The 21,048-nt window shown below is 62.9% G+C and carries 23 protein-coding genes and 1 tRNA gene; 10 read left to right on the top strand and 14 right to left on the bottom strand.

The annotated features are described in order from the left end of the window. Positions 1 to 29: 29 nt before the first annotated feature. The gene (gene moaA / locus EA473_RS07220; protein ID WP_124194989.1) at positions 30 to 1,040 is read right to left on the bottom strand and encodes a GTP 3',8-cyclase MoaA; all 1,011 of its coding nucleotides are present in this window, start codon (positions 1,038 to 1,040) and stop codon (positions 30 to 32) included. Between the two features lie 159 nt (positions 1,041 to 1,199). Here moaA and EA473_RS07225 point away from each other — a divergent pair, with 159 nt between their 5' ends. Continuing rightward, complete coding sequence (locus EA473_RS07225; RefSeq protein WP_124194990.1) at positions 1,200 to 1,424, top strand: hypothetical protein; 225 nt, start codon at positions 1,200 to 1,202, stop codon at positions 1,422 to 1,424. A gap of 151 nt (positions 1,425 to 1,575) precedes the next feature. Here the strand turns inward: EA473_RS07225 and EA473_RS07230 are convergent, their stop codons facing one another. Then, complete coding sequence (locus tag EA473_RS07230) at positions 1,576 to 3,042, bottom strand: RtcB family protein (RefSeq protein ID WP_124194991.1); 1,467 nt, start codon at positions 3,040 to 3,042, stop codon at positions 1,576 to 1,578. A 191-nt stretch (positions 3,043 to 3,233) separates the two neighbouring features. Next, positions 3,234 to 4,301: a DoxX family protein gene (locus EA473_RS07235; protein WP_243645207.1), complete on the bottom strand. Its 1,068-nt coding sequence runs from the start codon at positions 4,299 to 4,301 to the stop codon at positions 3,234 to 3,236. 293 nt (positions 4,302 to 4,594) lie between these two features. Between EA473_RS07235 and EA473_RS07240 the strand changes: the two genes are divergently transcribed. The 3 genes from EA473_RS07240 to EA473_RS07250 all read left to right on the top strand — a co-directional run bounded on the left by EA473_RS07240 (position 4,595) and on the right by EA473_RS07250 (position 5,808). Continuing rightward, entirely contained in the window at positions 4,595 to 4,780 is a 186-nt protein-coding gene (locus tag EA473_RS07240) for an HEWD family protein (protein WP_124194993.1), read from the top strand. A 106-nt stretch (positions 4,781 to 4,886) separates the two neighbouring features. Continuing rightward, a complete protein-coding gene (gene cutA / locus EA473_RS07245; protein WP_124194994.1) occupies positions 4,887 to 5,189 on the top strand; it encodes a divalent-cation tolerance protein CutA in 303 nt (100 codons plus the stop codon). Between the two features lie 145 nt (positions 5,190 to 5,334). Further along, on the top strand, positions 5,335 to 5,808 hold the full coding sequence (locus tag EA473_RS07250; protein WP_124194995.1) for a 50S ribosomal protein L11: 474 nt from the start codon (positions 5,335 to 5,337) through the stop codon (positions 5,806 to 5,808). 17 nt (positions 5,809 to 5,825) lie between these two features. Here EA473_RS07250 and EA473_RS07255 read toward each other — a convergent pair whose 3' ends face one another. From EA473_RS07255 to EA473_RS07285, 7 genes are all read right to left on the bottom strand, one after another. Next, positions 5,826 to 6,869: a class I SAM-dependent methyltransferase gene (locus EA473_RS07255; RefSeq protein WP_124194996.1), complete on the bottom strand. Its 1,044-nt coding sequence runs from the start codon at positions 6,867 to 6,869 to the stop codon at positions 5,826 to 5,828. 66 nt (positions 6,870 to 6,935) lie between these two features. After that, on the bottom strand, positions 6,936 to 8,126 hold the full coding sequence (locus EA473_RS07260) for a glycosyltransferase family 4 protein (protein ID WP_243645203.1): 1,191 nt from the start codon (positions 8,124 to 8,126) through the stop codon (positions 6,936 to 6,938). Positions 8,127 to 8,128: 2 nt separating this feature from the next. After that, positions 8,129 to 8,506 carry a 6-pyruvoyl trahydropterin synthase family protein gene (locus tag EA473_RS07265; RefSeq protein ID WP_124194997.1) on the bottom strand — a complete coding sequence of 126 codons (378 nt, stop codon included), beginning with the start codon at positions 8,504 to 8,506 and terminating at the stop codon, positions 8,129 to 8,131. An 87-nt stretch (positions 8,507 to 8,593) separates the two neighbouring features. Continuing rightward, complete coding sequence (locus tag EA473_RS07270) at positions 8,594 to 9,631, bottom strand: zinc-dependent alcohol dehydrogenase (protein WP_124194998.1); 1,038 nt, start codon at positions 9,629 to 9,631, stop codon at positions 8,594 to 8,596. A gap of 198 nt (positions 9,632 to 9,829) precedes the next feature. After that, a complete protein-coding gene (locus EA473_RS07275; RefSeq protein WP_124194999.1) occupies positions 9,830 to 10,585 on the bottom strand; it encodes a CDP-alcohol phosphatidyltransferase family protein in 756 nt (251 codons plus the stop codon). Beyond that, positions 10,578 to 10,946, bottom strand: a complete 369-nt coding sequence (locus EA473_RS07280; protein WP_124195000.1) for a DUF7475 family protein — start codon at positions 10,944 to 10,946, stop codon at positions 10,578 to 10,580. Before EA473_RS07280 ends, EA473_RS07275 begins: the two co-directional genes overlap by 8 nt. Positions 10,947 to 11,003: 57 nt before the next feature. Continuing rightward, a complete protein-coding gene (locus EA473_RS07285) occupies positions 11,004 to 11,561 on the bottom strand; it encodes a hypothetical protein (RefSeq protein ID WP_124195001.1) in 558 nt (185 codons plus the stop codon). Between the two features lie 271 nt (positions 11,562 to 11,832). On the opposite strand from EA473_RS07285, the gene EA473_RS07290 reads away from it, so the two are divergent. The 3 genes from EA473_RS07290 to rpl12p are packed head-to-tail and all read left to right on the top strand — an operon-like array spanning position 11,833 to position 13,873. Further along, entirely contained in the window at positions 11,833 to 12,462 is a 630-nt protein-coding gene (locus tag EA473_RS07290) for a 50S ribosomal protein L1 (protein WP_124195002.1), read from the top strand. Position 12,463: 1 nt separating this feature from the next. Next, positions 12,464 to 13,510 carry a 50S ribosomal protein L10 gene (locus tag EA473_RS07295; protein WP_124195003.1) on the top strand — a complete coding sequence of 349 codons (1,047 nt, stop codon included), beginning with the start codon at positions 12,464 to 12,466 and terminating at the stop codon, positions 13,508 to 13,510. A gap of 18 nt (positions 13,511 to 13,528) precedes the next feature. Next, a complete protein-coding gene (gene rpl12p / locus EA473_RS07300) occupies positions 13,529 to 13,873 on the top strand; it encodes a 50S ribosomal protein P1 (RefSeq protein WP_124195004.1) in 345 nt (114 codons plus the stop codon). A 339-nt stretch (positions 13,874 to 14,212) separates the two neighbouring features. Here the strand turns inward: rpl12p and EA473_RS07305 are convergent, their stop codons facing one another. Beyond that, positions 14,213 to 16,468, bottom strand: a complete 2,256-nt coding sequence (locus tag EA473_RS07305; protein ID WP_124195005.1) for an NADP-dependent malic enzyme — start codon at positions 16,466 to 16,468, stop codon at positions 14,213 to 14,215. 136 nt (positions 16,469 to 16,604) lie between these two features. Between EA473_RS07305 and EA473_RS07310 the strand changes: the two genes are divergently transcribed. Next, on the top strand, positions 16,605 to 17,084 hold the full coding sequence (locus EA473_RS07310) for a phosphopantetheine adenylyltransferase (protein ID WP_124195006.1): 480 nt from the start codon (positions 16,605 to 16,607) through the stop codon (positions 17,082 to 17,084). Between the two features lie 182 nt (positions 17,085 to 17,266). On the opposite strand, the gene EA473_RS07315 is transcribed toward EA473_RS07310, so the two are convergent. Next, a complete protein-coding gene (locus EA473_RS07315) occupies positions 17,267 to 17,575 on the bottom strand; it encodes a transcription initiation factor IIB family protein (RefSeq protein WP_124195007.1) in 309 nt (102 codons plus the stop codon). A 238-nt stretch (positions 17,576 to 17,813) separates the two neighbouring features. Between EA473_RS07315 and EA473_RS22220 the strand changes: the two genes are divergently transcribed. Next, entirely contained in the window at positions 17,814 to 17,987 is a 174-nt protein-coding gene (locus EA473_RS22220; RefSeq protein ID WP_165875219.1) for a hypothetical protein, read from the top strand. A gap of 240 nt (positions 17,988 to 18,227) precedes the next feature. On the opposite strand, the gene EA473_RS07325 is transcribed toward EA473_RS22220, so the two are convergent. Beyond that, positions 18,228 to 19,277 (bottom strand): RNA-guided endonuclease InsQ/TnpB family protein, encoded by a 1,050-nt coding sequence (locus tag EA473_RS07325; RefSeq protein ID WP_124195008.1) that lies wholly within the window; start codon positions 19,275 to 19,277, stop codon positions 18,228 to 18,230. A gap of 181 nt (positions 19,278 to 19,458) precedes the next feature. Between EA473_RS07325 and EA473_RS07330 the strand changes: the two genes are divergently transcribed. Beyond that, a tRNA-Leu gene (locus tag EA473_RS07330) sits at positions 19,459 to 19,542 on the top strand. Between the two features lie 763 nt (positions 19,543 to 20,305). Here EA473_RS07330 and EA473_RS07335 read toward each other — a convergent pair. Beyond that, positions 20,306 to 21,022: a hypothetical protein gene (locus tag EA473_RS07335; RefSeq protein ID WP_243645204.1), complete on the bottom strand. Its 717-nt coding sequence runs from the start codon at positions 21,020 to 21,022 to the stop codon at positions 20,306 to 20,308. Between the last annotated feature and the right edge of the window lie 26 nt (positions 21,023 to 21,048).

Consider the following 21,048-nt stretch of genomic DNA (forward strand, 5'->3'; position numbering starts at 1 on the left):
CATACGGCACCGACGGACGGCAGACCGTATTAGGCCGGAAGATCGAGATACTCGTCGTTCAGTTCCCACTCGCCGTCGCCGTTGCGGACCATGTACTCACCGTAGTAGGGAACGCGGTTCGCGACGACCTCGCGAAACGCCTCGCGGATCTCGGGTTTCGTCATCTCGCCCATCGGTCTGAGGTCGTCGTTCCGGTTGAGACAGCCCTTCAGGTACCCTTCGTGAGTCACGCGAACGCGGTGGCAGTTCGCACAGAACGTCGGGTTTTCGACGGGATCGACGATTTCGACCATCCCTCTGCCGGCGTTCGAATCGGATCGGTCCCCGTCGGTACCGTCACCGCCGCCGATCCAGTAGCGCTTCCGGTCGTGCATCTCGCGGTGTTCGATCTCGTCCGCCTGTTCGGCGAGCCAGTCGTGAACCCGCTGGATGTCGATGTTCCACTCGGGCTTGCCCGTCAACTCCGGCATGTACTCGATCAGTTGCAACTGGAGCCCGTCGTTTTCCGCGACGTGGTCGACCATCTCCGGGACGTACCCCGCCGTGTGCTCGAAGACGACCATGTTGAGCTTGACCGGGTCCAGCCCGGCCTCGAGCGCCGCGTCCACGCCCTCGAGCACCTTGTCGTACGCCCCGCTTTTCGTCACGGCAGCGAAGTCCTCCGGATCGAGCGCGTCCTGTGAGACGTTGACCCGCTCGAGTCCGGCGTCGACGAGGTCCTCCGCTCGGCCGGGGAGGAAGGTTCCGTTGGTCGTCAGCGAGACTTCCATCCCCTCGGGGGTTCGTTCGATGATCTCCTCGAGGTCCTGTCGCAACATCGGCTCGCCGCCGGTGAACTTGACTGCATCGACGTCGAACTCGGCGGCGACCTCGAGAAATCGGACGACGTCGTCGGTCCCCATCTCGTCGTCCTGCGGGTCCATCGGTCCGCGGGTATCCCCGAGCCCCTCGTTGTGACAGTAGATACAATCGAAGTTACACCGATCGGTGAGCGAGACGCGGACGCCTGACACCTCGCGTCCGAACTCGTCGGTGAGCATGTGCTCCGGTTGCAGACGGATCCGCTTAAACTCGCCGGGTATTTTCCGACATCGTAACCATATCTGGTTTCGTCACCGCCGAGTCGATCGGGCCGAGGCCGACGCGATCGTTCAACCGGCGGCACAAGAGCTACCCGCTCGAGTCTCGAAGACGTTCTCATGGACGAGGACATGCTCGAGGATCAGCGCCGACTCGTCGAACTCGTCGAATCCGAGGGATGGGACGTCACGGACCTCGAAATTTCCGCGTACGACAGCCCGTGGGCCGACGAGGACGACCCCGAAGCGACCGTGACGATCACGGCGCGAAAACCCTACGACAGCGAGGACGACGAGGAAGAGGGAGACGGCGAGGACGACGAAAACCCGTTTCGGCTGAAATGACGGCGGCCGTCGGGTGTAGTTCTTGGGTGAATCGTTGGGTGTGGTTCTCGAGGGGATCGCCGGCTGTGTCCTCGAGGGGATCGTCGGCAACCGGAACGAAAACGCGGCGGTTCCGGCAGTCGATCCCCCGCGTTCGATTTACCGATCCGCCTCAACCTTTGATGTTACACACCGGGAACGTCCGCGCCACCTTGTCGCCGATTCCAAGCGCGTCGGAGACGCGGACCACCTCGTCGACGTCCTTGTAGACGCCCGGGGCTTCCTCGGCGACCGTCGCGCCCGACTGGGCTTTCACGTAGATTCCCTGCTGATCCTCGAGTTCGTCCCTGACGTCCCCGCCCCAGTACTCGTTTTTCGCCTGGGTGCGGCTCATCAGGCGGCCGGCCCCGTGGGCGGTCGAGCCGAACGTGAGGTCCATCGACTGCTCGCCCCCTCGGAGAACGTAACTGCCGGCACCCATGCTTCCGGGGATGATGACCGGCTGGCCGACGTCGCGGTAGGCCTTCGGGACCTCGGGATGGCCCGCGGGGAAGGCTCGCGTTGCGCCTTTGCGGTGGACGTACAGCTCTCGGTTTTCCCCGTCGACTTCGTGAACCTCTTTCTTCGCGATGTTGTGGGCCACGTCGTACAGCAACTCCATCTCCATCTCCTCCCACGGCCGCTCGAAGACGCGTTCGAAGACCTCTCGCGTGCGGTGCATGATCAGTTGCCGGTTGACCCACGCGAAGTTGATCGCCGCGTTCATCGCGCCGTAGTAGTCCTCGGCGAGTTGCGAGCCGGCGGGCGCGGCCGCCAGTTCCTTGTCCGGGAGCCGGTCTAACAGCCCCTTGTGTTGTTTCTCGATCTTGCGAAGGTAATCGTTGCACGTCTGGTGGCCCAGCCCCCGCGAGCCACAGTGGATCAGGACGACGATCTGGTCTTCCTCGAGTCCGAACGCCTCACCCACGTCGTCGTCGAAGACGTCCGTCACGCGCTGGACCTCGAGGAAGTGGTTGCCCGATCCCAGCGAGCCGATCTGGTTCTTGCCGCGGTCTTTGGCCTTCTGGCTCACCTTCGAGGGATCCGCGCCCTCGCGCATCCCCTCGTCCTCGCAGTGTAACAGGTCCGACTCGATGGCGTGGCCGTGCTCGAGCGCCCAGTCGACCCCGCGGGCGAGAATTTCGTCGACGGTGTCGACGCCGGATTCGACGATGCCGCCGCCGCCGAGTCCCGACGGAACGTTGGCGAACAGCGAGTCGACGAGCTCTCTTTCGTTGCCTCGTAGCTCGTCGTACGTCAGGTTCGTCCGCATCATTCGGACGCCGCAATTGATGTCGTAGCCGACCGACCCGGGCGAAATACAGCCGTCTTCGGCGTCGAGTGCGCCGACGCCGCCGACCGGGAAGCCGTAGCCCTGGTGGCCGTCGGGCATACAGATCGCGTACTTCGTGATCCCCGGCAGGTGGGTCGTGTTTTTGATCTGCTCGAGCGTCTTGTCCTCTTTGATCTCCTCGAGGAGGGGCTCACTCGCGAGTACTCTCGCGGGCGCGCGCATATCCCCTTCCTGTGGAATCTCCCAGACGTACTCACGCACTTTCTCGAGCGTGATACCGTCGGCGTCGAAGGTGGGCTGACTCATAGCCGATACTCCGACCCGGACGATGAAAGGTGTTCGTCTCTCCGCCCGAGAACGACGGCCGCCGACGGGAAAGGCCACCCACGGTGTCCGCCACTCTCGTCGCCGCCGTATCAGTCCCTACTCGTGCTGATGCCCCATCAGTCCTCACTCGAGTCGATGCCGCATCAGTCCTCACTCGAGTCGATGCCGTATCAATCCTCACTCGAGTCGACGCCGGCCGGGTCCCCCTCGAGACGATCGATATCGGGAGCGAGCCGCTCGAGTCGGCCGTCGATCGCGTACGGGCCGCCGCCGGTGATGAGCAACACTGAGGCCATGCCGAACAGGGCGACGTGGGCGAGGACGGGGTCATCGGGCAGGGCGAAGAGCGTGAGCGTGAACATGGCGATCGCCGTGGCCGCGCTGGCGCGGGTGAAAAAGCCGGCGATCAGTGCGAGCCCGAGACAGATCTCCGCCAGACCCGCACCGAGCACCCAGAGTTCCGGGCTGGCCGGCACGACCGCGGTGAGGTCGTACCGGTCGACGACCGCGAGCGCGAGGTCTGGCTGGAGGATCTTCTGGGTGGACCCGAGGTAGACGAACGTCGCGCCGAGTCCGAGACGGACGACCGTCGGCAGGAACCGGTCGACTCCGGCGATGTGCTCGCCGAACGCGTCCGCACGGTCGTGAATCGGATCGAGACGCCGGTAGACCGTTCCCCGGGAACCCGCGATCCGTCCGAGGACGTGATCCGCACTGGGTCGCCCGCCACCGATCAGTGCGATCGCCGCGAACCCGCCGACGAACTCGAGTTGCAATAGCAGCGTCGGCCAGATCGCCGCGCCCACGAGGTAGACGGCGAGTCCGAACATCGCCACGACGCGCGTCGCGACCCCGAACAACAGCAAGAACCCGAGTGTCACCTGGAGCAGTCGCAGGTCGACCTCGAGTGCGGGGCTGACGAAGTAGCCGCTAAAGCCCGCGCCGATCAGCGGAATGCCAAGCGAGATCCGCAGGAGCCAGGGGACGTACTCGTCGTACTCGGTCATCGCGAACTGGAACGCAGCCAGATCGTGCTGGAGCGGGCGAAATGCGAGATAGCCGCCGAGCGCGGCGATGACGAGGGCCCCACCACCGAGAAGCGGTCCGACGACGAACGGATCGGAAAGCGCCTGCGCGAGGAACTCGCCGACCTCGACGTCCCGCGTCTCGTCGACGACGTACTCCTCGTGGCCGGTCGCCGTTCCGACTCCAACCGAGAGGACCGTCACGACGACCAGTACCGCGTGACCGACGGCCGCTCTCGAGAGTCGTCCGACAGGGCAATTCACGCTCGAGAATACCACAACCGACGTGAAATATACTGCCCATGGCTCTCTCTGCGCGACGAGCGTGGACCGAAACGGTTCGTATCAGTATTGCTGGGCGAGATATCGGGACGGTTCGCACCGGTGTGAACGCCCGGTATCGAAACGATCCGTGACGAGATGGGCGGCCGAAGGTCGTCCGGCTCAGCCGGAATTGCATCGTGGGAAGGAATACCGTTATATGGGTCCAGTTCCCACACCCGGCAATGAGCACACAGGTACGAACGCCAACGGCCCGGGTCTGCGAACGGTGCAATCGGGCGGAGTACTGGGACGACGAACTCGGATCGTGGCAGATCGATCGCGAAGACGGCGAAAAGCAGGTCGGGAACCCACACTGTCTCCACGAGTGGGACATCAACGGGACGTTCAATCCCGTCGTCGGCGAGTAACCGACGGTGCCACCGCAGTTCTCTCTGGAAATCGCTTCGAACCGGACCGCTCGACGGAAGTGACCGGGAGCAGGCTTTTCACCTCCCGGCGACATCACCCACTACGATGCCGACCGTCTACATCACGGCACCGCCGGACGCGGCCGACCGAATCGCCGAGACGGTAGTCGAGGAACGTCTGGCCGCCTGCGTCAACCGACTGTCGACGACCTCGACCTACCGCTGGGAGGGGGAGATCCACCACGACGAGGAGGCGATCTTGCTGGCGAAGACGACCGACGACGCGTACGCCGATCTCGAGGAGCGCGTCCTCGAGGTCCATCCCCACGACGTGCCGTGTATCGAGCGATTCGACGAGAACGACGTCCTCGACTCCTTCGCGCAGTGGCGTGCGGACAGCGTCAGGTGACGGCGGCGGTCCGCGTTTCGTCGACGACCGCTGCTGGTCGAACCCTCGTCGCTCGTCGTCGAAAATCTGAGATACGATAGCTCGTCACAGGCCTCGACTAGCCGAAAAAGCAACCCTTAAAACTCGCGCACGGGTTGTGACGGGTATGGCTGGAACCATCGAAGTGCTCGTTCCGGGTGGCCAGGCCAATCCAGGCCCACCGCTCGGTCCCGAGCTCGGACCGACGCCCGTCGACGTACAGGCGGTCGTACAGGAGATCAACGACCAGACAGAAGCGTTCGACGGCACCGAAGTGCCGGTAACCGTCGAATACGACGAGGACGGCTCGTTCGACATCGACGTCGGTGTTCCGCCGACGGCGGCGCTCATCAAAGACGAAGCCGGCTTCGACACCGGTAGCGGCGAACCCCAGGAGGACTTCGTCGCCGACCTCTCGATCGACCAGGTCAAAACGATCGCAGAGCAGAAACATCCGGACCTGCTCGCCTACGACACGATAAACGCCGCGAAGGAAGTCGTCGGCACCTGCGCATCCATGGGCGTCACCATCGAGGGCACCGACGCTCGCGAGTTCAAAGAGAAAGTCGACTCCGGCGAGTACGACGACGCCCTCGCCTAATCAGCGGACCCGTCGGTTCATTTTTTCGTTCGGCGTTTCTCGAGACGTGCGAGCACGTCGAGATGGTGGCTTACGAACGAGAGCTCCGCCGCTTCGAGCTGTCGCCGTCGCGTCGAGACCCACGTCGTCCGATCCGAGGGGTCGAGAACCGTCGCCGGATACGCCGCGAGCGCGTCGTCGATCGTCTCGAGGATGGCCTCGAGAAAGACCTGTTCTGTGGCTGGATAGCCGCCGGACTCGCCAGACCGCGGTCTGACGATCCAGTCGGACCCGCCGGTCGCGAGCAGTTCGAACCCGTTCGCCGGAAGCGCCGAGAGGAGTTGCCGGCCGGTCGTGCTTCCGCCGTCCCGGTCGCGGACGTCGTCCATGTGCCGGTGGTAGAGCCGCTCGATCCGCTCGTCGAGCGGATGCGGCGGCGCGAACCCCGTCGCCCCGTCGAACGTGATCGGTGCGTAGAGGAGGCCCCCGGGCTCGAGACGAGTCGACGCAGCGTCTAACGCGCGATCGAGGTCGACCACGTCGAGGAACGCGGCGGCGATCACGGCGTCCGCCGTCCCGGTCCCCCTCGAGCGAGCGTCGTCGGACCCGGACACCCTCGAGCGAGCGTCGTCGGGTTCGGGCCCCGTCGACCGATCACCGTCGTCGCCCGTCGCCGTCGAGAGCGCATCGGCCACCTCGAGGGAGAGATCGATCCGCCGGTCTCGGGAGCGGGCGTCGACGGTCGTCTCGAGTCCGTCCTCGCGGCGTTCGGCTTCGGGCACGTCGGAACCATCTACGATCCGATAGCCAGCCGCCTCGAGCCTGTCCGGCAATCGCTTCCGAGCGGCGACGACGCTCTCGGGGTCGCGATCGATCGCGTGGTACCGGGTTCGGGTTGGCAAACACTCCCACTCGACGAGCCGGGACACCATCGTACCGACGCCGCACCCGAATTCGGTCACCCGAACCGGTTCGTCGATCTCCGCAAGTTCCGCCGTAAACTGCTCGAAGACGCGGCGGTTCAACGCGCGGTCGTCCACGGTGCGTTTGGCCTCGAGATACGACTGCATCGAGGGAGTCATCCGGACTCACCCCACGGATTGCTCGCAGGCGTCATTCGGACTCACCCCGCAGCTTTCCCGCAAGCGTCATCCGGACTCACCCGCCTCGAGTCCGGCCAGGAATGCTCGCACGTCGGCCATCGTCTCCGACCACGAGGGATGAGCGGCGGCCGTCTCGAGAGCTTTCTTTCCGAGCGCCGCGAGCCGCTCCCGATCGGCAGCGAGACCGTCGATCACCGCCGCCAGACCGGCCGTGTCCGACGGATCGATCAGTACGCCGTTCCGGCCGTCCGCGACGATTTCGTCCGCGCCGCCGACCGCGCTCGCGACTGGCACGACGCCGAACTCCATCGCCTCGAGGTAGACCATGCCGAATCCCTCGTAGCGAGACGGCACGGCGAGAACGTGCGATCGCTCGAGGACCGACGCCAGACGATCGTCGTCGACTTCGCCGGCAACCGACACGCGGCTCCCAACGCCGAGTTCGACGATCCGGTCGCGAACCGTCCGCGCGTAGGCCGGTTCGGCCTCGTGGCTGCCGACGACGGTCAGGTTCCAGTTTCGTTCCGCCCTCTCGAGTGCCTCGAGGACCGCCGTGGGATTCTTTCGGGGAGTCAGATTTCCGACGAACGTGACGCGGAGGGGACCGTCGTCGGTCGCCCGCCGGTCGACCGCTTCGGCCGAGATCGCAGCCCCCTCGCGTCGGCCCGCCGGCGGTGCGACGAGCGTCGGCACCGAGGTCAGTTCCGCCGTTCGATCGCGAGTGTACTCGCTCGTACAGATCGCCGCGTCGACGGAGGAGAGATACCGTTTCTCGAGTTCGCGTGCTCGCTCACGGGAGTGGTCGCTCGCGTCGTCACCGTGGCCCCGGTCGTCGCCCCCGTTCTGATCGTCTCCGTAATCCCGCCCGCCACCGCCGTTTCGATCGCCGCCGCAGATTTGACCGCCACTGACCGGTTCGAACGCGGAATCGACCGTTGCGGAAGGAGTCAATCCAGGGGCAGCCGACTGTAGCAGGTGAACGAGCGCGACGATCGTCCCCGGACGCTCGAGGCGGCAGTTGTGACCGACCAGCTCTCGGTAGCAGAGTTCGTCCTGCAGCAGGACGTCGAACGATCGGTCGAGTTGGTCACGAACGGCGCGTTCGGATCGACCAGCCAGTGAAATCACCTCGACGTCGTCGCCTCGCTCCTCGAGAATCGACACCAGCTTTCGGTCGTACCGATAGCCGCCGGACGTCGTCTCGAGGTCGTCGGGGACGACGAGTCCGACCTCCATCGTCAGCAGGTGCGTTCGTGGGCGACGCTGGCGACGTCGTCCTCTTCGATCTCGATCCGAAGCTCGGACACTCCGTCGGGCTCGAGGTGCTCGAGCAGTCGGTCGCCGAACAGGCGTGCGAACCGCTCGACGCTCGGGTTCCGGTCTTCGAAGCCAGGACAGTCGTTGAGCGTTCGATCGGCGTAAAACCCGCAGACGGCGTCCATCGCCCGACGTACGTCGTCGATGTCGTGGACGTATCCGTGTTCGTTCAGTTCGGCGTTTCGGATCGTCGCCGCCACGGTAAAGTGATGGGAGTGAAGCTCCCCTTCCGGCCCCGGATCCGGAACCGTCAGGTAATGCTGGGCCACGAGGCACTGCGAGACGGTGACGGAGTACATGCGCGCCGGTACCACGGACGGCGGGTAAACACCTCCGTTCGGTCGCGAGTACTGATACTCCGTCTGCGGGGCCGTCGACGGACTGGATCAGTCGTATGCCAACAGAACCTGCACCGCGTCCTCGGGACGCTCCTCTATCAGTTCGTACGCATCAGCGGCATTTTCGAACGGGATTTCGTGCGTGAAAAGCGCCGAGAGATCGAGTCGCCGGAGCCAGTTCCAGGCGGTTCGATGGCGACGCTCGCGGGACCAGCGGCCGGCTAACTCGGGATCGATCGTGCTCACCTGCGTGCTCTCGATCTCGATCCGGTCGCGGTGGAACCGCCCGCCGAGGTCGAGCGTGGTCTGTTCGGTTCCGTACCAGGATCCGACGAGAACACGACCGTCGAACCCGGTTACCGCAATCGCGTCGTCGAGCGCGTCCGGATTCCCCGACAATTCGTAGGTTAGATCGGCACGCGCGTCCTCGCCGAGGATCGATTCGAGCCGTTCGACTGGACACTTCGCCGCCGGATCGATCGTCCGGTCGGCACCGACCGCCTCGGAGAGCCGACGGCGGTTTTCGCGGGGTTCGACCGTCACGAGCGTCTCGAGGGGGAGTTCGGACAGCAGCGCGGTCGTCAACAGACCGACGACACCCTGTCCGACGACGACGACGCGCTCGCCGAGCAACGCACCGCCGTCGAGGACGAGGTTGACGGCAGTTTCGAGGTTCGCGAACAGCGCAGCCTCGCGGGACGAGACGTCGTCGGGGACGACCAGCAGGTCCTCCGGGTGGGCGAGGAAGTCACTCTCGTGGGGGTTGTAGGCGAACACGCGCCGATCCAGCCACGATTCGGAGACGTTCTCACCGACCTCGGTGACCGTTCCGACCGCTGCGTAGCCGTAGGACAGCGGGAAGGAGAGATCTTCGTCGAACGCCTCGAGACACTCGTCGGCCGGGAGCGAGGCCGGGGCGTCGCCGCGATAGATCATGCCTTCGGTTCCGGCGCTGATCGCCGAGATCGTCGTTCGGACGCGAACCGCGTCGGGGCCCGGTTCCGGAACCGCTCGAGACCGAATCTCGACGGTAGAGGGATCCGTAAAGTAAAGCGTCCGGCCGTCGACGGCCGCGTTCGCCGTCATCGACGATCACGGCCGGTCGGTGGCCCGGGTCGGAGATCGCTCACGGTGAACCGTTCGATCAGTGCCCACTTGGCAGTTCGCTCGAGTGACAGTTCCTGAGAACTGTCGGTATCGATGGTGAGAACGGACGGTCTCGGTGATATTTTTTGACGACTTTCTTCGCTCTTCACCCGATCGACCACCTCCGGCGTGAGCCACTCACCGGCGACCGCTCACCGCGAGCCAGTCCCAGCAGAAATTAGCGAGAAACGGTACCGCCACGAGTATCGAGAGCGGGCGCGTGAGGGTCGCAGACAGAACGGGGAGGATTGCAAGCCAGATGCAGACCATCACGAGCGCACCGAGCGGGCGGCGGAGTCGGTTCGACGGGAGTTCGGAAACGACCAGACCACGTCTGCGCCGCCACCAGAGTCCGGCGACGAACAGGTACCGTGCGATCCCGACCGCGAGAAACGCGAGCGCAGCCCCGTCGCCCGCAACGGCGACGAGCGAGCCGACCAGCACGACGAGGGCGTCCATCTCCACGTCCAGTCGAGCCCCGATGTCCGTCACCTCGTCCAGCCGACGGGCGACCATTCCATCGACCGCGTCGAGCGCGGCCGCAACGGCGAACAGGAGGGCCGGAACCCAGGCGAGAACGCCGGTCGGCGAGGGCGCTACCACGAACCCGGCGAGTACCGCGGCTGCCGCTCCGCGCCCGAGCGTCACCCCGGTCGCGAGTGTAAACGGCCGCGAACCGCGTTCCTGTATTCGGTCGATCGTCAGAAAGACGAGGACCGACTCGAGGACGAGCGCGGACCCGACGAGGGCGAGAAAGGCAAGCGATGGGCCGCCCGACCACACCACCTCGAGTGCGATCGTCCCGAGAGAAGCGACGATCCAGAGCGCAGCCGTAGCCCACCCCCACCGCCAGCCGACGCGCCCTGATGATACCGCGACCGACTCGTCAGTCACGGCGAGAGAGTGCGAGGAGTACGACGATCAACAGGAGTTGTGCGAGTTTGTCGACGATCTCGACCGGCGAGACCGCATCGAGGGCCTCGGGTCGATTGACCGCATACCAGAGGATCACCTGACCGGCGGTAAACGGGATCCCGAGGAGGTAGAGCAGCCGCCGTCGGTAGTCGACGAGGACGAGCACGATGCCGAGGACGAACCCGGCAGTCGCGACGAGGAAGGCGAGTCCCATCCAGTGTGGCAAGAACCCGACCCCGAGAACGAGGTGAACGCCCGCGGTGACGGCGGCCAACCCGATCCCGACCCAGTGAAGCGGGGACAGTGACTCGAGTGTGAGGCGATTCTCGAGGGAGACCATACGGTGGCGTCAACGCCGAGAGAAAAACCCGTTGTGCCGTGGCCAATCGAACTCGTCTCAGATTTTGTTCGCCGGTGGGACGCTTCGCTCTTCGGGGCTCGTGGCTCCGCCTGGTCCGATCAAAAGGCGGATAACCGTTCCCAGTCCGAGCATCGTCGTGATCCCGGCGACGGCGAGCGCCACGGGAACCGACAGCCCGGCGAGGCCGAAGACGAGACTGCCAGTGAAAACGCCGAGCCAGCGTTTGTCCCGTCCGAGTCGGGCCGTGATCGCCTGCCCCATCGCGACGATTCCGACCGCAGCGGACGTCGGAAGCAGCGCCAGTCCGACCGTCACGAGGATGACGCCAAAAAACGTCCCGAGGCTCGAGCCCACGATGAAGTAGCCGGTACTCGTGAGAGCGAGGACGACGAGCAGGGACGGAAACCCGATACAGGTCGAGATGATCGGACTCCGGCGGGATTTGGTGACCGCTTGCGATCCGCGTCCCTGGAGCGTACCGAGCAACACCGATGCGAAGACGAGCGTTGCAGCGAACTGGATCCCCGCTCGCTCGATCGGTGCGAGCGAGCGATAGTACTCGAGTACCCACGCGTGAGCGAACTCTCCGGTCAACTCGAGACCGGTTGCCCCAGTGATAGGATATAAATCTATTGGCCACATACACGAACGATACACTGTCATCAAAGATATTACTTTCGGTCACGAGGATGATCTGAAAAACGGAACTGCATTTGGGCAGACCGTATCAGTGATCGACAACCGGACGCACACGAGAGCCGGGTTCGACGGGTTTAAGTTCGCCATGCTACTTCTCTCAATGGAGACAGGCATTGCCTGTTTCACTGACCCGTAGGAGCAAACCTGCGTACTACGGAGGTGAACGATGGCAGAGGATATCGAAACCGCAGTGGCTCGCGCACTCGAGGATTCACCGGACCGGAACTTTACCGAGACGGTCGACCTCGCGATCAACTTGCGCGACCTTGATTTGAACGAACCGTCGAACCGTGTCGATGAGTCTATCGTCCTGCCGTCCGGAACCGGCCAGGAAACGCGAATCGTCGTCATCGCCGAGGGCGAAACCGCAGTCCGCGCCGAGGAGGCGGCGGACGAGGTCCTCTCGGAGGACGACGTGGCCGATCTGGACGACGACGACGCCAAGGATATGGCGGACGAGACGGACTTCTTCATCGCCGAAGAGGCGATGATGCAAGATATCGCCCGGCACCTGGGTACCATCCTCGGTCCCCGGGGGAAGATGCCGGACCCGCTCGCGCCCGACGACGACGTCGTCGAGACCGTCAATCGACTCAAAAGTACCGTGCAGCTTCGTTCCGGCGACCGACGAACGTTCCACACGCTCGTCGGTGCCGAGGACATGGACGCTGAGGACATCGCCGACAACATCGACGTCATCCTGCGTCGACTGCACGCCGACCTCGAGAAAGGCCCACAGAACATCGACGGGGTCTACGTGAAGACCACGATGGGGCCGTCCGTGGAGGTGGTCTAACGTGAGCGCAGAAGCCGAGCGAAAGACCGAGAACCTCCCACAGTGGAAAAAAGAGGAAGTCGGCGAACTCGAGCAGCTCATCGAGGACTACGAGAGCGTCGGCATCGTCGGCATCACCGGCATTCCGAGCAAACAGCTTCAGGACATGCGTCGCGGACTCCACGGCACCGCCGTGGTGCGAGTGAGCCGCAACACGCTGCAGGTCCGGGCACTCGAGGACGCCGGCCTCGACGACCTCGTCACCCACGTCGAGGGACAGGTCGGACTGGTCGCCACGAACGACAACCCCTTTACCCTCTACAAGGAACTCGAGGCGTCGAAGACGCCCGCTCCGATCAACGAGGGGGAAGTCGCGCCCAACGACATCGTCATCCCCGAGGGTGACACGGGCGTCGACCCGGGGCCGTTCGTCGGCGAACTCCAGGGCATCGGAGCCAACGCGCGAATCGAGGACGGTTCGATTCAGGTCATGGAGGACTCGACGGTCCTGGAGGCCGGCGAGGAAGTCTCTGCGGATCTGGCGAACGTCCTCAACGAACTCGGCATCGAGCCAAAGGAGGTCGGACTCGACCTTCGCGCCGTCGTCGCAGACGGCGTCCTCTTCGATCCCGAGGACCTCGACATCGACGTCGATGCCTACCAGAGCGACGTGTCGACGGCGGCCGCTCGCGCCCGGAACCTCTCGGTCAACGCGAGCTTCCCGACCGCGACGACGGCACCGACGCTCATCGCCAAGGCGACGGGCGAGGCCAAGAGCCTCGGCCTCCACGCCGCGATCGAAGACGAAGAGCTCATGCCCGACCTCGTCAGCAAGGCCGACGCACAGCTGCGTGCGCTGGCAGCCCAGATCGACGACGAGGAGGCACTCCCCGAAGAGCTCCAGGACCTCGAGGCACCTGCGCCAGCGGCGGCCGACGCCGACGAGGGAGAGGACGAAGACGAATCGACTGACGACCAAGACGAAACCGAGGCCGGCGACGCCGCCGACGACGACGATGACGAAGACGACGGCGACGGCGCGGAAGGCCTCGGCGCGATGTTCGGATAATCAACGGAGGATTCAACAATGGAATACGTTTACGCTGCACTCATCCTGAACGAAACGGGCGAAGAGATCAACGAAGACAACCTTACCGACGTGCTCGACGCCGCTGGCGTCGACGTCGAAGAGTCCCGAGTCAAGGCGCTCGTCGCCGCACTCGAGGACGTCGACATCGACGAAGCGGTCTCCGAGGCCGCAGCCGTCCCCGCCGGTGGAGCCGCCGCAGGCGGCGCCGCCGCAGCGGCTGACGACGGTGGCGACGACGAGGACGCAGAAGAGACGAGCGACGTCCCGGACACGACGGACGACGACGAAGACGACGAAGACGACGACGCCGGCGGCGAGGGCCTCGGCGAACTCTTCGGCTAAGTCGCGACGCGACGACTCGAGCAACGCCGATTTCTTTCGACGCTGCGTCGGTAGTGACGTCTCTCTCGTCTACACTGGACAGGGGGTTTCGTGGGCTCGAGGCCGCTGTTCGTCTTTTTGCGTTTCGCGTTTCCCGCTTGCTCACGGGTCACTGCGTTCCCCGTTCGCTGTTCCGCGGTTCTCGCTCGCTTCGCTCGCTCACGGGTCACTGCGTTCCCCGTTCGCCGTTCCGCGGTTCTCGCTCACTCCGTTCGCTCACGGGTCACTGCGTTCCCCGTTCGCCGTTCCGCGGTTCTCGCTCACTCCGTTCGCTCCGAACCGCGTACGCTCCGAACCGCGTTACTCTTTTTGGGCGTCGACGACCGCAACGCCAGCCAAATTGACGATATCTTTGACCTCGTCCCCCCGCTGGAGGACGTGGACGGGTTCGTCCATGCCGACGAGCATCGGGCCGATGGCGTCCGCACCGCCGAGTCGCTGGAGCAGCTTGTAGCCGATGTTGCCCGACTCGAGGTTCGGAAAGACGAGAACGTTCGCCGGCTCCTCGAGCTCCGAGAAGCCGTACGTTCCCTCGAGGATGTCTTCTACGACGGCGGTGTCGGCTTGCATCTCCCCGTCGACGGGAAAGTCGACCTCGGGGTCGTCCTGGAGCATCCGCGCTGCCCGGCGCGGTTTCCGGGTCCCCTCGTTGTCGACGCTGCCGAAGTTCGAGTACGAGAGCAACGCGGCGCGCGGTTCGACGTTGAACCGCCGCGCGAGTTTGCCGGTCTGTTTCGTCACCTCCGCGAGAACCTCCTCGTCGAGCGTCTGGTTGACGGTCGCGTCGGCGATGAAGATCACGCGGTTTTTGAACGTCAGCATGTAGACCCCAGCCGCGTAGTCGACGTCGTCGGCGGTGCCGATCACCTGCAGCGGCGGCCGAAGCGCCGACGGATAGTGGTGGGAAAGACCCGTCAGAAGCGCGTCTGCGTCGCCCTGTTCGACCATTACGCTCCCGAAGTAATTCGAGTCGCGTTCGACGAGTTCCCCGGCCTCCGTCCGGGTGATCCCCTTTCGTTGACGGAGTTCGTGGAGCCGATCCGCGTACTCCTCGTAATCACCGACAGTGGGATCGGCAACCTGCGGGTCGAAATCCAGCCCGAGGTTGGCGGCCGCCGTCCGGATTTCGGTCTCGTCGCCGATGAGGACCGGCGTCGCGATCCCCTGTTCTTGAATCTGGTAGGCCGCCCGAATCATCTTCTCGTTTTCTCCCTCCGCGAGCGCGACCGTCTTCGGATCGCTCTTTGCCTTGTTGAGGACGACACGCATCATCTCGCGGGACTTGCCGAGCCGAGCCTCGAGTTCCTCTTCGTACTCCTCGAGGTCGATTTCGGTTCTGGCCGCTCCGGACTCCATGGCTGCCTCTGCAATCGACGGTGCGACCCGAAAGAGAACCCGCGGATCGACCGGTTTCGGAATGATGTAGTCGGGACCGTACTGGATCGGATCCTCGCCGTAGGCTTTGACGACCGCGTCGGGGACGTCCTGCCGGGCGAGATCGGCAAGCGCCTGGGCACAGGCGACTTTCATCTCTTCGTTGATCTCGGTCGCGCGCACGTCGAGCGCACCGCGGAAGATAAACGGGAAACCGAGGACGTTGTTGACCTGATTCGGGTAATCGGAGCGGCCGGTAGCCATGATGACGGTATCCTCGCGCGCCGCTTTGGCCTCCTCGTAGTTGATCTCCGGATCGGGGTTGGCCATCGCGAAGACGATCGGATCGCCGGCCATGGACCGGACCATCTCCTGGGAGACGACCCCGGCGACGGAGAGGCCGACGAAAACGTCCGCCCCCTCCATCGCGTCCGCGAGGTCACCCTCCGGAACGTCCCGAGCGAACTGGCGTTTGTACTCGTTGACGTCGTCGTCGTTTGCCCGGGCTTCAGTGATGATCCCCGAGGAGTCACACATCGTGATGTTCTCGGACCGGCAGCCGAGCGAAACGTAAAACCGGGCCGTCGCGATCGCACTCGCACCCGCGCCGGAGAAGACGATTTCGAGGTCCTCGAGATCTTTTCCCGCGATATCGGCCGCGTTGAGAAGCGCCGCGCCGGAGATGATCGCGGTTCCGTGCTGGTCGTCGTGAAAGACGGGAATATCGATCTCCTCGCGCAACCGTTCTTCGACGGTGAAACACTCTGGCGCTTTGATGTCCTCTAAGTTGACGCCGCCGAACGTCGGTTCCATCATCTTCACCGCCTCGACGAGTTTGTCCGGGTCGGCCTCGTCGAGTTCGATGTCGAAGACGTCGATGTCCGCGAACCGCTTGAACAGCACCCCTTTTCCTTCCATTACCGGTTTCGATGCTTGTGCGCCGATATCGCCGAGACCCAGTACGGCGGACCCGTTCGAGACGACGCCGACGAGATTCCCCTTTGCCGTGTACGTGTAGGCATCGGTTTCGTCCGCTGCGATCTCCATACACGGGGTCGCGACCCCGGGCGAGTAGGCCAGTGAGAGATCGCGCTGTGTGTTCGTCGGTTTCGTCGTCGAAATCTCGATCTTTCCTGGCGGGTCCGTCCGGTGGTACTCCAGTGCGTCCTCGTCTAATCCCATACCGGGGACACAGCGGGCGATTACTAAAAACAATGTGAAGGTGACACTCGACGATTGTCGAACTATGACCGCTCGAGCGGGGATCGCCATCCACGCATTCGACCGTTTTATACGGACTGCCCAATTGGGGTGGGGTATGGACGTCGCGCTTGGTGGGACGTTCGACCCCGTTCACGACGGCCACCGACGGCTGTTCGAACGGGCGTTCGAACTGGGTGACGTGACGATCGGATTGACGAGCGACGAACTCGCACCGAAGACGCGACACGTCGAACGACACGTCAACTGCTACGACGAGCGAAAGGACGCCCTCGAGTCCGCCCTCGAATCGATCGCCGCCGAGTACGGTCGCGAGTTCGAAATCAGGCCGCTCGAAGCGCCCACCGGGATCGCGACGGAACCGCAGTTCGACTACCTCGTCGTCTCGCCGGAAACCCGCGACGGTGGCGAGCGAATCAACGAGATCCGCCGTGAGCGCGGCCACGATCCGCTCGAGGTCGTCGTCGTTCCCCACGTCCGCGCCGACGACGGTGACATCATCTCGAGTACCCGAATCGTTCGCGGGGAAATCGACGAACACGGACGCGTTCTCGAGGGCGGGAACGACGATTCCTGATACGGATTACTGTAACGATTTACCGGCGCAACCGTCGCCCAGGTCGCGGTTGCGCCGGAAATGACTTACAGTAAACCGTATGACCCGAGAGTGAGCTGGCGACTCCCGAGCTGAGTTTTGATTGCATAATACACCGTTAGATCGACTAATCGGTGGACTGACCCGACGAAACGGTCACCGAGTTACCAGCGCGGCGGTTCGAGACCGGCGTCCTCGAGGAGGTCTTTCCACCGCGTCTGGATCGAGAGCCGAGAGACCTCCGCTGCGTCGGCGACCGTCCCCTGAGTTCGACCGTCTCCCGCAATCAGAGCGCCTGCGTAGATGCTCGCCGCGAGGACGGCCCGCTTCGATCGGTCGTCCTCGGGGACGTCGGCGAGAAAGAGATCGATCGCACACGACCGCGCGTCGCCCGACAACTCGAGGCGATCGGCTACTCCCTCGAGTTCCTCGAGCCACGGCTCGTACTCGATCCGATCGCGAGCGCTGTGCATGCCCAACCGTTTCGCCTCCCCGGAAATAAATCCCGTGTCCAGATCTGTGCTGATCGGATTTCCGAGGGTAATATCCACGAGGATTAGCAATAGGTCGCTACTCGAGCCAACGTTCGGCTACGAATTGATAGGCAGAGTGGCTGTTCTCGGTGATCTGGGCTAGGAGATAACTACTAAAGCGGGAGCCTAGCCAAGGACGAGCAGACGCCTTCACCCCCGTCGGGTTTCCGCGTCCGTCATGAAGGAACCAACCTGCAAACTCGTCTGTACCGGCTGCGGGCTCGAGATGCCCTACCGGGACCGTTCGCTGGCCGAGCAGGCCGCTGAGTTACATCAACTTCGAGATCCGGAACACGTCACGTATATCGTCCCACCGGACTGGTCCCCCGAAGAGCCGGTAAAACACGATTGACATCCTCCCCGCCCTAACGGGCGAGGATTCCCCGAAGGGGATATTCAGGTTGCGCGTTTCCTCGGTTTTCAAGTACGCTTTCGCGTGGAACGTCGAAGGTCGCCACCGGGTTGTGACCAACGGTGTGCTTTCCAGCGCGTACAGCCCTGTCAATGGGGCCTTCCTCCCCGCATACAGCGAGCGTCAACGACGGCTGGCTGTTCAACCAGCGAGGTAGCACGGTTCGCGTCAGCCGAACTGCTACGCCGTGCATGGTTCTCCCTCCAGTTGCGCGATATTCTCCGAAGCGTTCAGGTCAGCATGGCGTCCACGACCACACTCCGGACACGAAAAGTAGTCCCCATCACGGGTTCCCATCGAACCACAGGCCGAACACTCCTGACTGGTGTGGTAGGCGTCTACTTTTTCGACACGAATACCAGCGCGCTCGGCTTTGTATGTGATGAACTGTTGGAGTTGGTGGAAATGCCACGAGTGGACTCCCGACCACGAACTGTTCTTGCGGATTCCTTCGAGGTCTTCCATCCGAATGACGGGATTCTCGAACTGTTCCGCGAACGTGATGAGGCGACGGGAAAGTTTGTGATTCAGGTCTTTGATTCGACGCTGTTCTTTGTCACCCACACGGTTCCGTGCACGAAGCGCACCCGCTTTTGAAAGCGAATCGCGTAGGGAACGATATTTACGTCGAACGTACTTCGCCTCACCACCCGACACCAACATTGACTCGTCCTCACCATAGGCCGTCGCAGCGAGGATGTGGCGTTCACCAATATCGACACCGATGGGCGTCTCGCCCGATGTGTCGGCGTCGTACTCGACGTTGAACGTACAGTACCAGTCGTCTCCCCGACGGTAGACCTGTAGACGGGTTTTGTCGGCGTCACCTTTGACCAGTCGGTCTACAGGGTCCGCAATGTCGTCGTACACCTCTATCGGAGTGTACCACCATTGGGAGACACACGGGAAACCGACGACGACCGTGCCGTTCTCGGTGGTGTCGATTTCCCAGTTCTGGTTGTTGATGGCGAACGGTTGACTCTCTCGGTATCGAACCTCTCCGTCCTTGGTGTGGTCGGATTTCGCCTCTCGGATGGCTTGGTTCTGAATAGCCGAGTAGAGGTCGTTGTCGATACTGGCTGTGGTCACGGACTTGTCGAAGTCGCCGTTTTCCCATCCATCAATACAGAACTGTTTGGTATCACGGTAGAGGCGAGAGGCGTGTTGCCACTCTTTGCGCCGTGAGAGGGATGGGTTGTGGAACTTCGCGGTGACAGTCACCGTGACCATTACAAATGTAATAAGACGAGATAGGTTAAATATCTGCTGCAATACCAGGCCGTACTATCGTCGGTGGTTTGTGAAAGGTAGTGTCGGATTCATCCCCGCGCTAAAACACGGGGCTTTCTCCTCAATTCCCCGTAATCCGGATCGACAGGTTCTTACCCGATTCGATAAAACCCGGACGTGAGCGCGGGTAGCCAAGCCAGGAAACGGCGCAGCGCTTAGGACGCTGTCCCGTAGGGGTCCGCCGGTTCAAATCCGGTCCCGCGCATCGAGCGAACGGAGTGAGCGAGAGAGCAGGAGCGGATTTGCAGCCCAGAGGACGAGCGAAGCGATGTCCTCGCGGTTCAAATCCGGTCCCGCGCATTCTCCGCGAACAATTTCGTGAGCGGAGAATGCAAGATACGGAATTGAACCCTGAAAGTCGCAGCGCGAACGTAGTGAGCGACCGTCTTCCTTCGGTTCAAATCCGATCTCGAGCACTGATTTCTCGAGAGGGGCACCTCGCCGGTGGCGATGTTCTTGAGGTAGTCGTCGTTCAGCATCCCACGACTGATTGATCACTTCAGGCGGACGATCAATTTGCTGGTCAATATTCGCAACCAATAGTATAAAAGCCGATAGTTTCCCCAACCAATCAGTTGAATAGAGTTTGAGTTGATCGGGACTAACGACAGTTTTGCTCTCGAGTAACCCCTTAGAACGCGAATCGGTTGGAGCGCGGTGAGTCCGTCACGAGTCGCTGTGACCGATGCTGGGTCAAAATAATGGCCACCAGTATTGTTACTGAGTCAAATACCCCCCGAATCGCGTTTATTCTCGCAAACGTGTTGTCGGTGGTAGGGCACTAATATACTCTATATGCAGGAATTCGTTCACAAGTTCGGGTTTATTTGTTATATTTTATGCGAGTTCCAGGAGTCTGCCTGGCTTATATTGGGCATTCCATGCACTACTAAAGTGGCCGCGGAACCTCGAGTCCTCACCGAAAACGCAACCGAAAGAGAGAGACTTAGACAGTATGCTCGTATTGATTATTCTTCCTTTCGAGAACCCTTATCTGTGCCACCTCTCGGCTGAAAGTGGACTGTAACAAGCCAGTCACTTCTCTGATCGCCCTGAGTTACTTCTACTCGAACTGGACGCTCGAGTCCGACGGCGAGTCCGGTCGCGACAAACGAGGGGATCGGGTGGTCGAATCTATCGAGCGGCCCCACAGCGCTTCCAGAGATTCCGACCGTGACTCGGCCATCGGCAGGTTCGACGTCCGGATCGGCACTCGAGGCGAGTTCCAGGTGTTCGACGAGTCCATCACATAACTGAGCCGTAATCGTTCGGGGATGAGAGCCGAGTTCACCACGGAGGCCGTGTTCGAACTCCTCGAGTAGCAGCGACCCGGTCGGTTCGAACACCAGTCCTCGGTCGCTGTCGTCGAGGACGAACGGCATCGGTAACGAGTCGGGAAGTTCACCCGGGGCAAGTTGGTCAGCAGACGTGTGCGCAGGGATATACAGCTGTGCGCCTCCGGTTTCGGCGGGAATATACAATCGCTCATCCTGGACTCCGAGTTCCTCACAGATCGCACCGCCGTTTATCGCATACGTCGCATACAGTCGCTCACCGATATCCGCGGCGACGAACTGACCCGGTGTGAGGTAATACGTAAGCACGCCACCGAACAGGCCCGTCAGTCCGAGGACGACCAACACGGTGCGAGTGGATTCGAAGAGTACGCCGCCACCGATAGCCAAACACCCGACCACCGCCAGAGCGACCG

The sequence above is a fragment of the Natrarchaeobius chitinivorans genome (genome assembly GCF_003841505.1).
Classification (GTDB): Archaea; Halobacteriota; Halobacteria; order Halobacteriales; family Natrialbaceae; genus Natrarchaeobius; species Natrarchaeobius chitinivorans.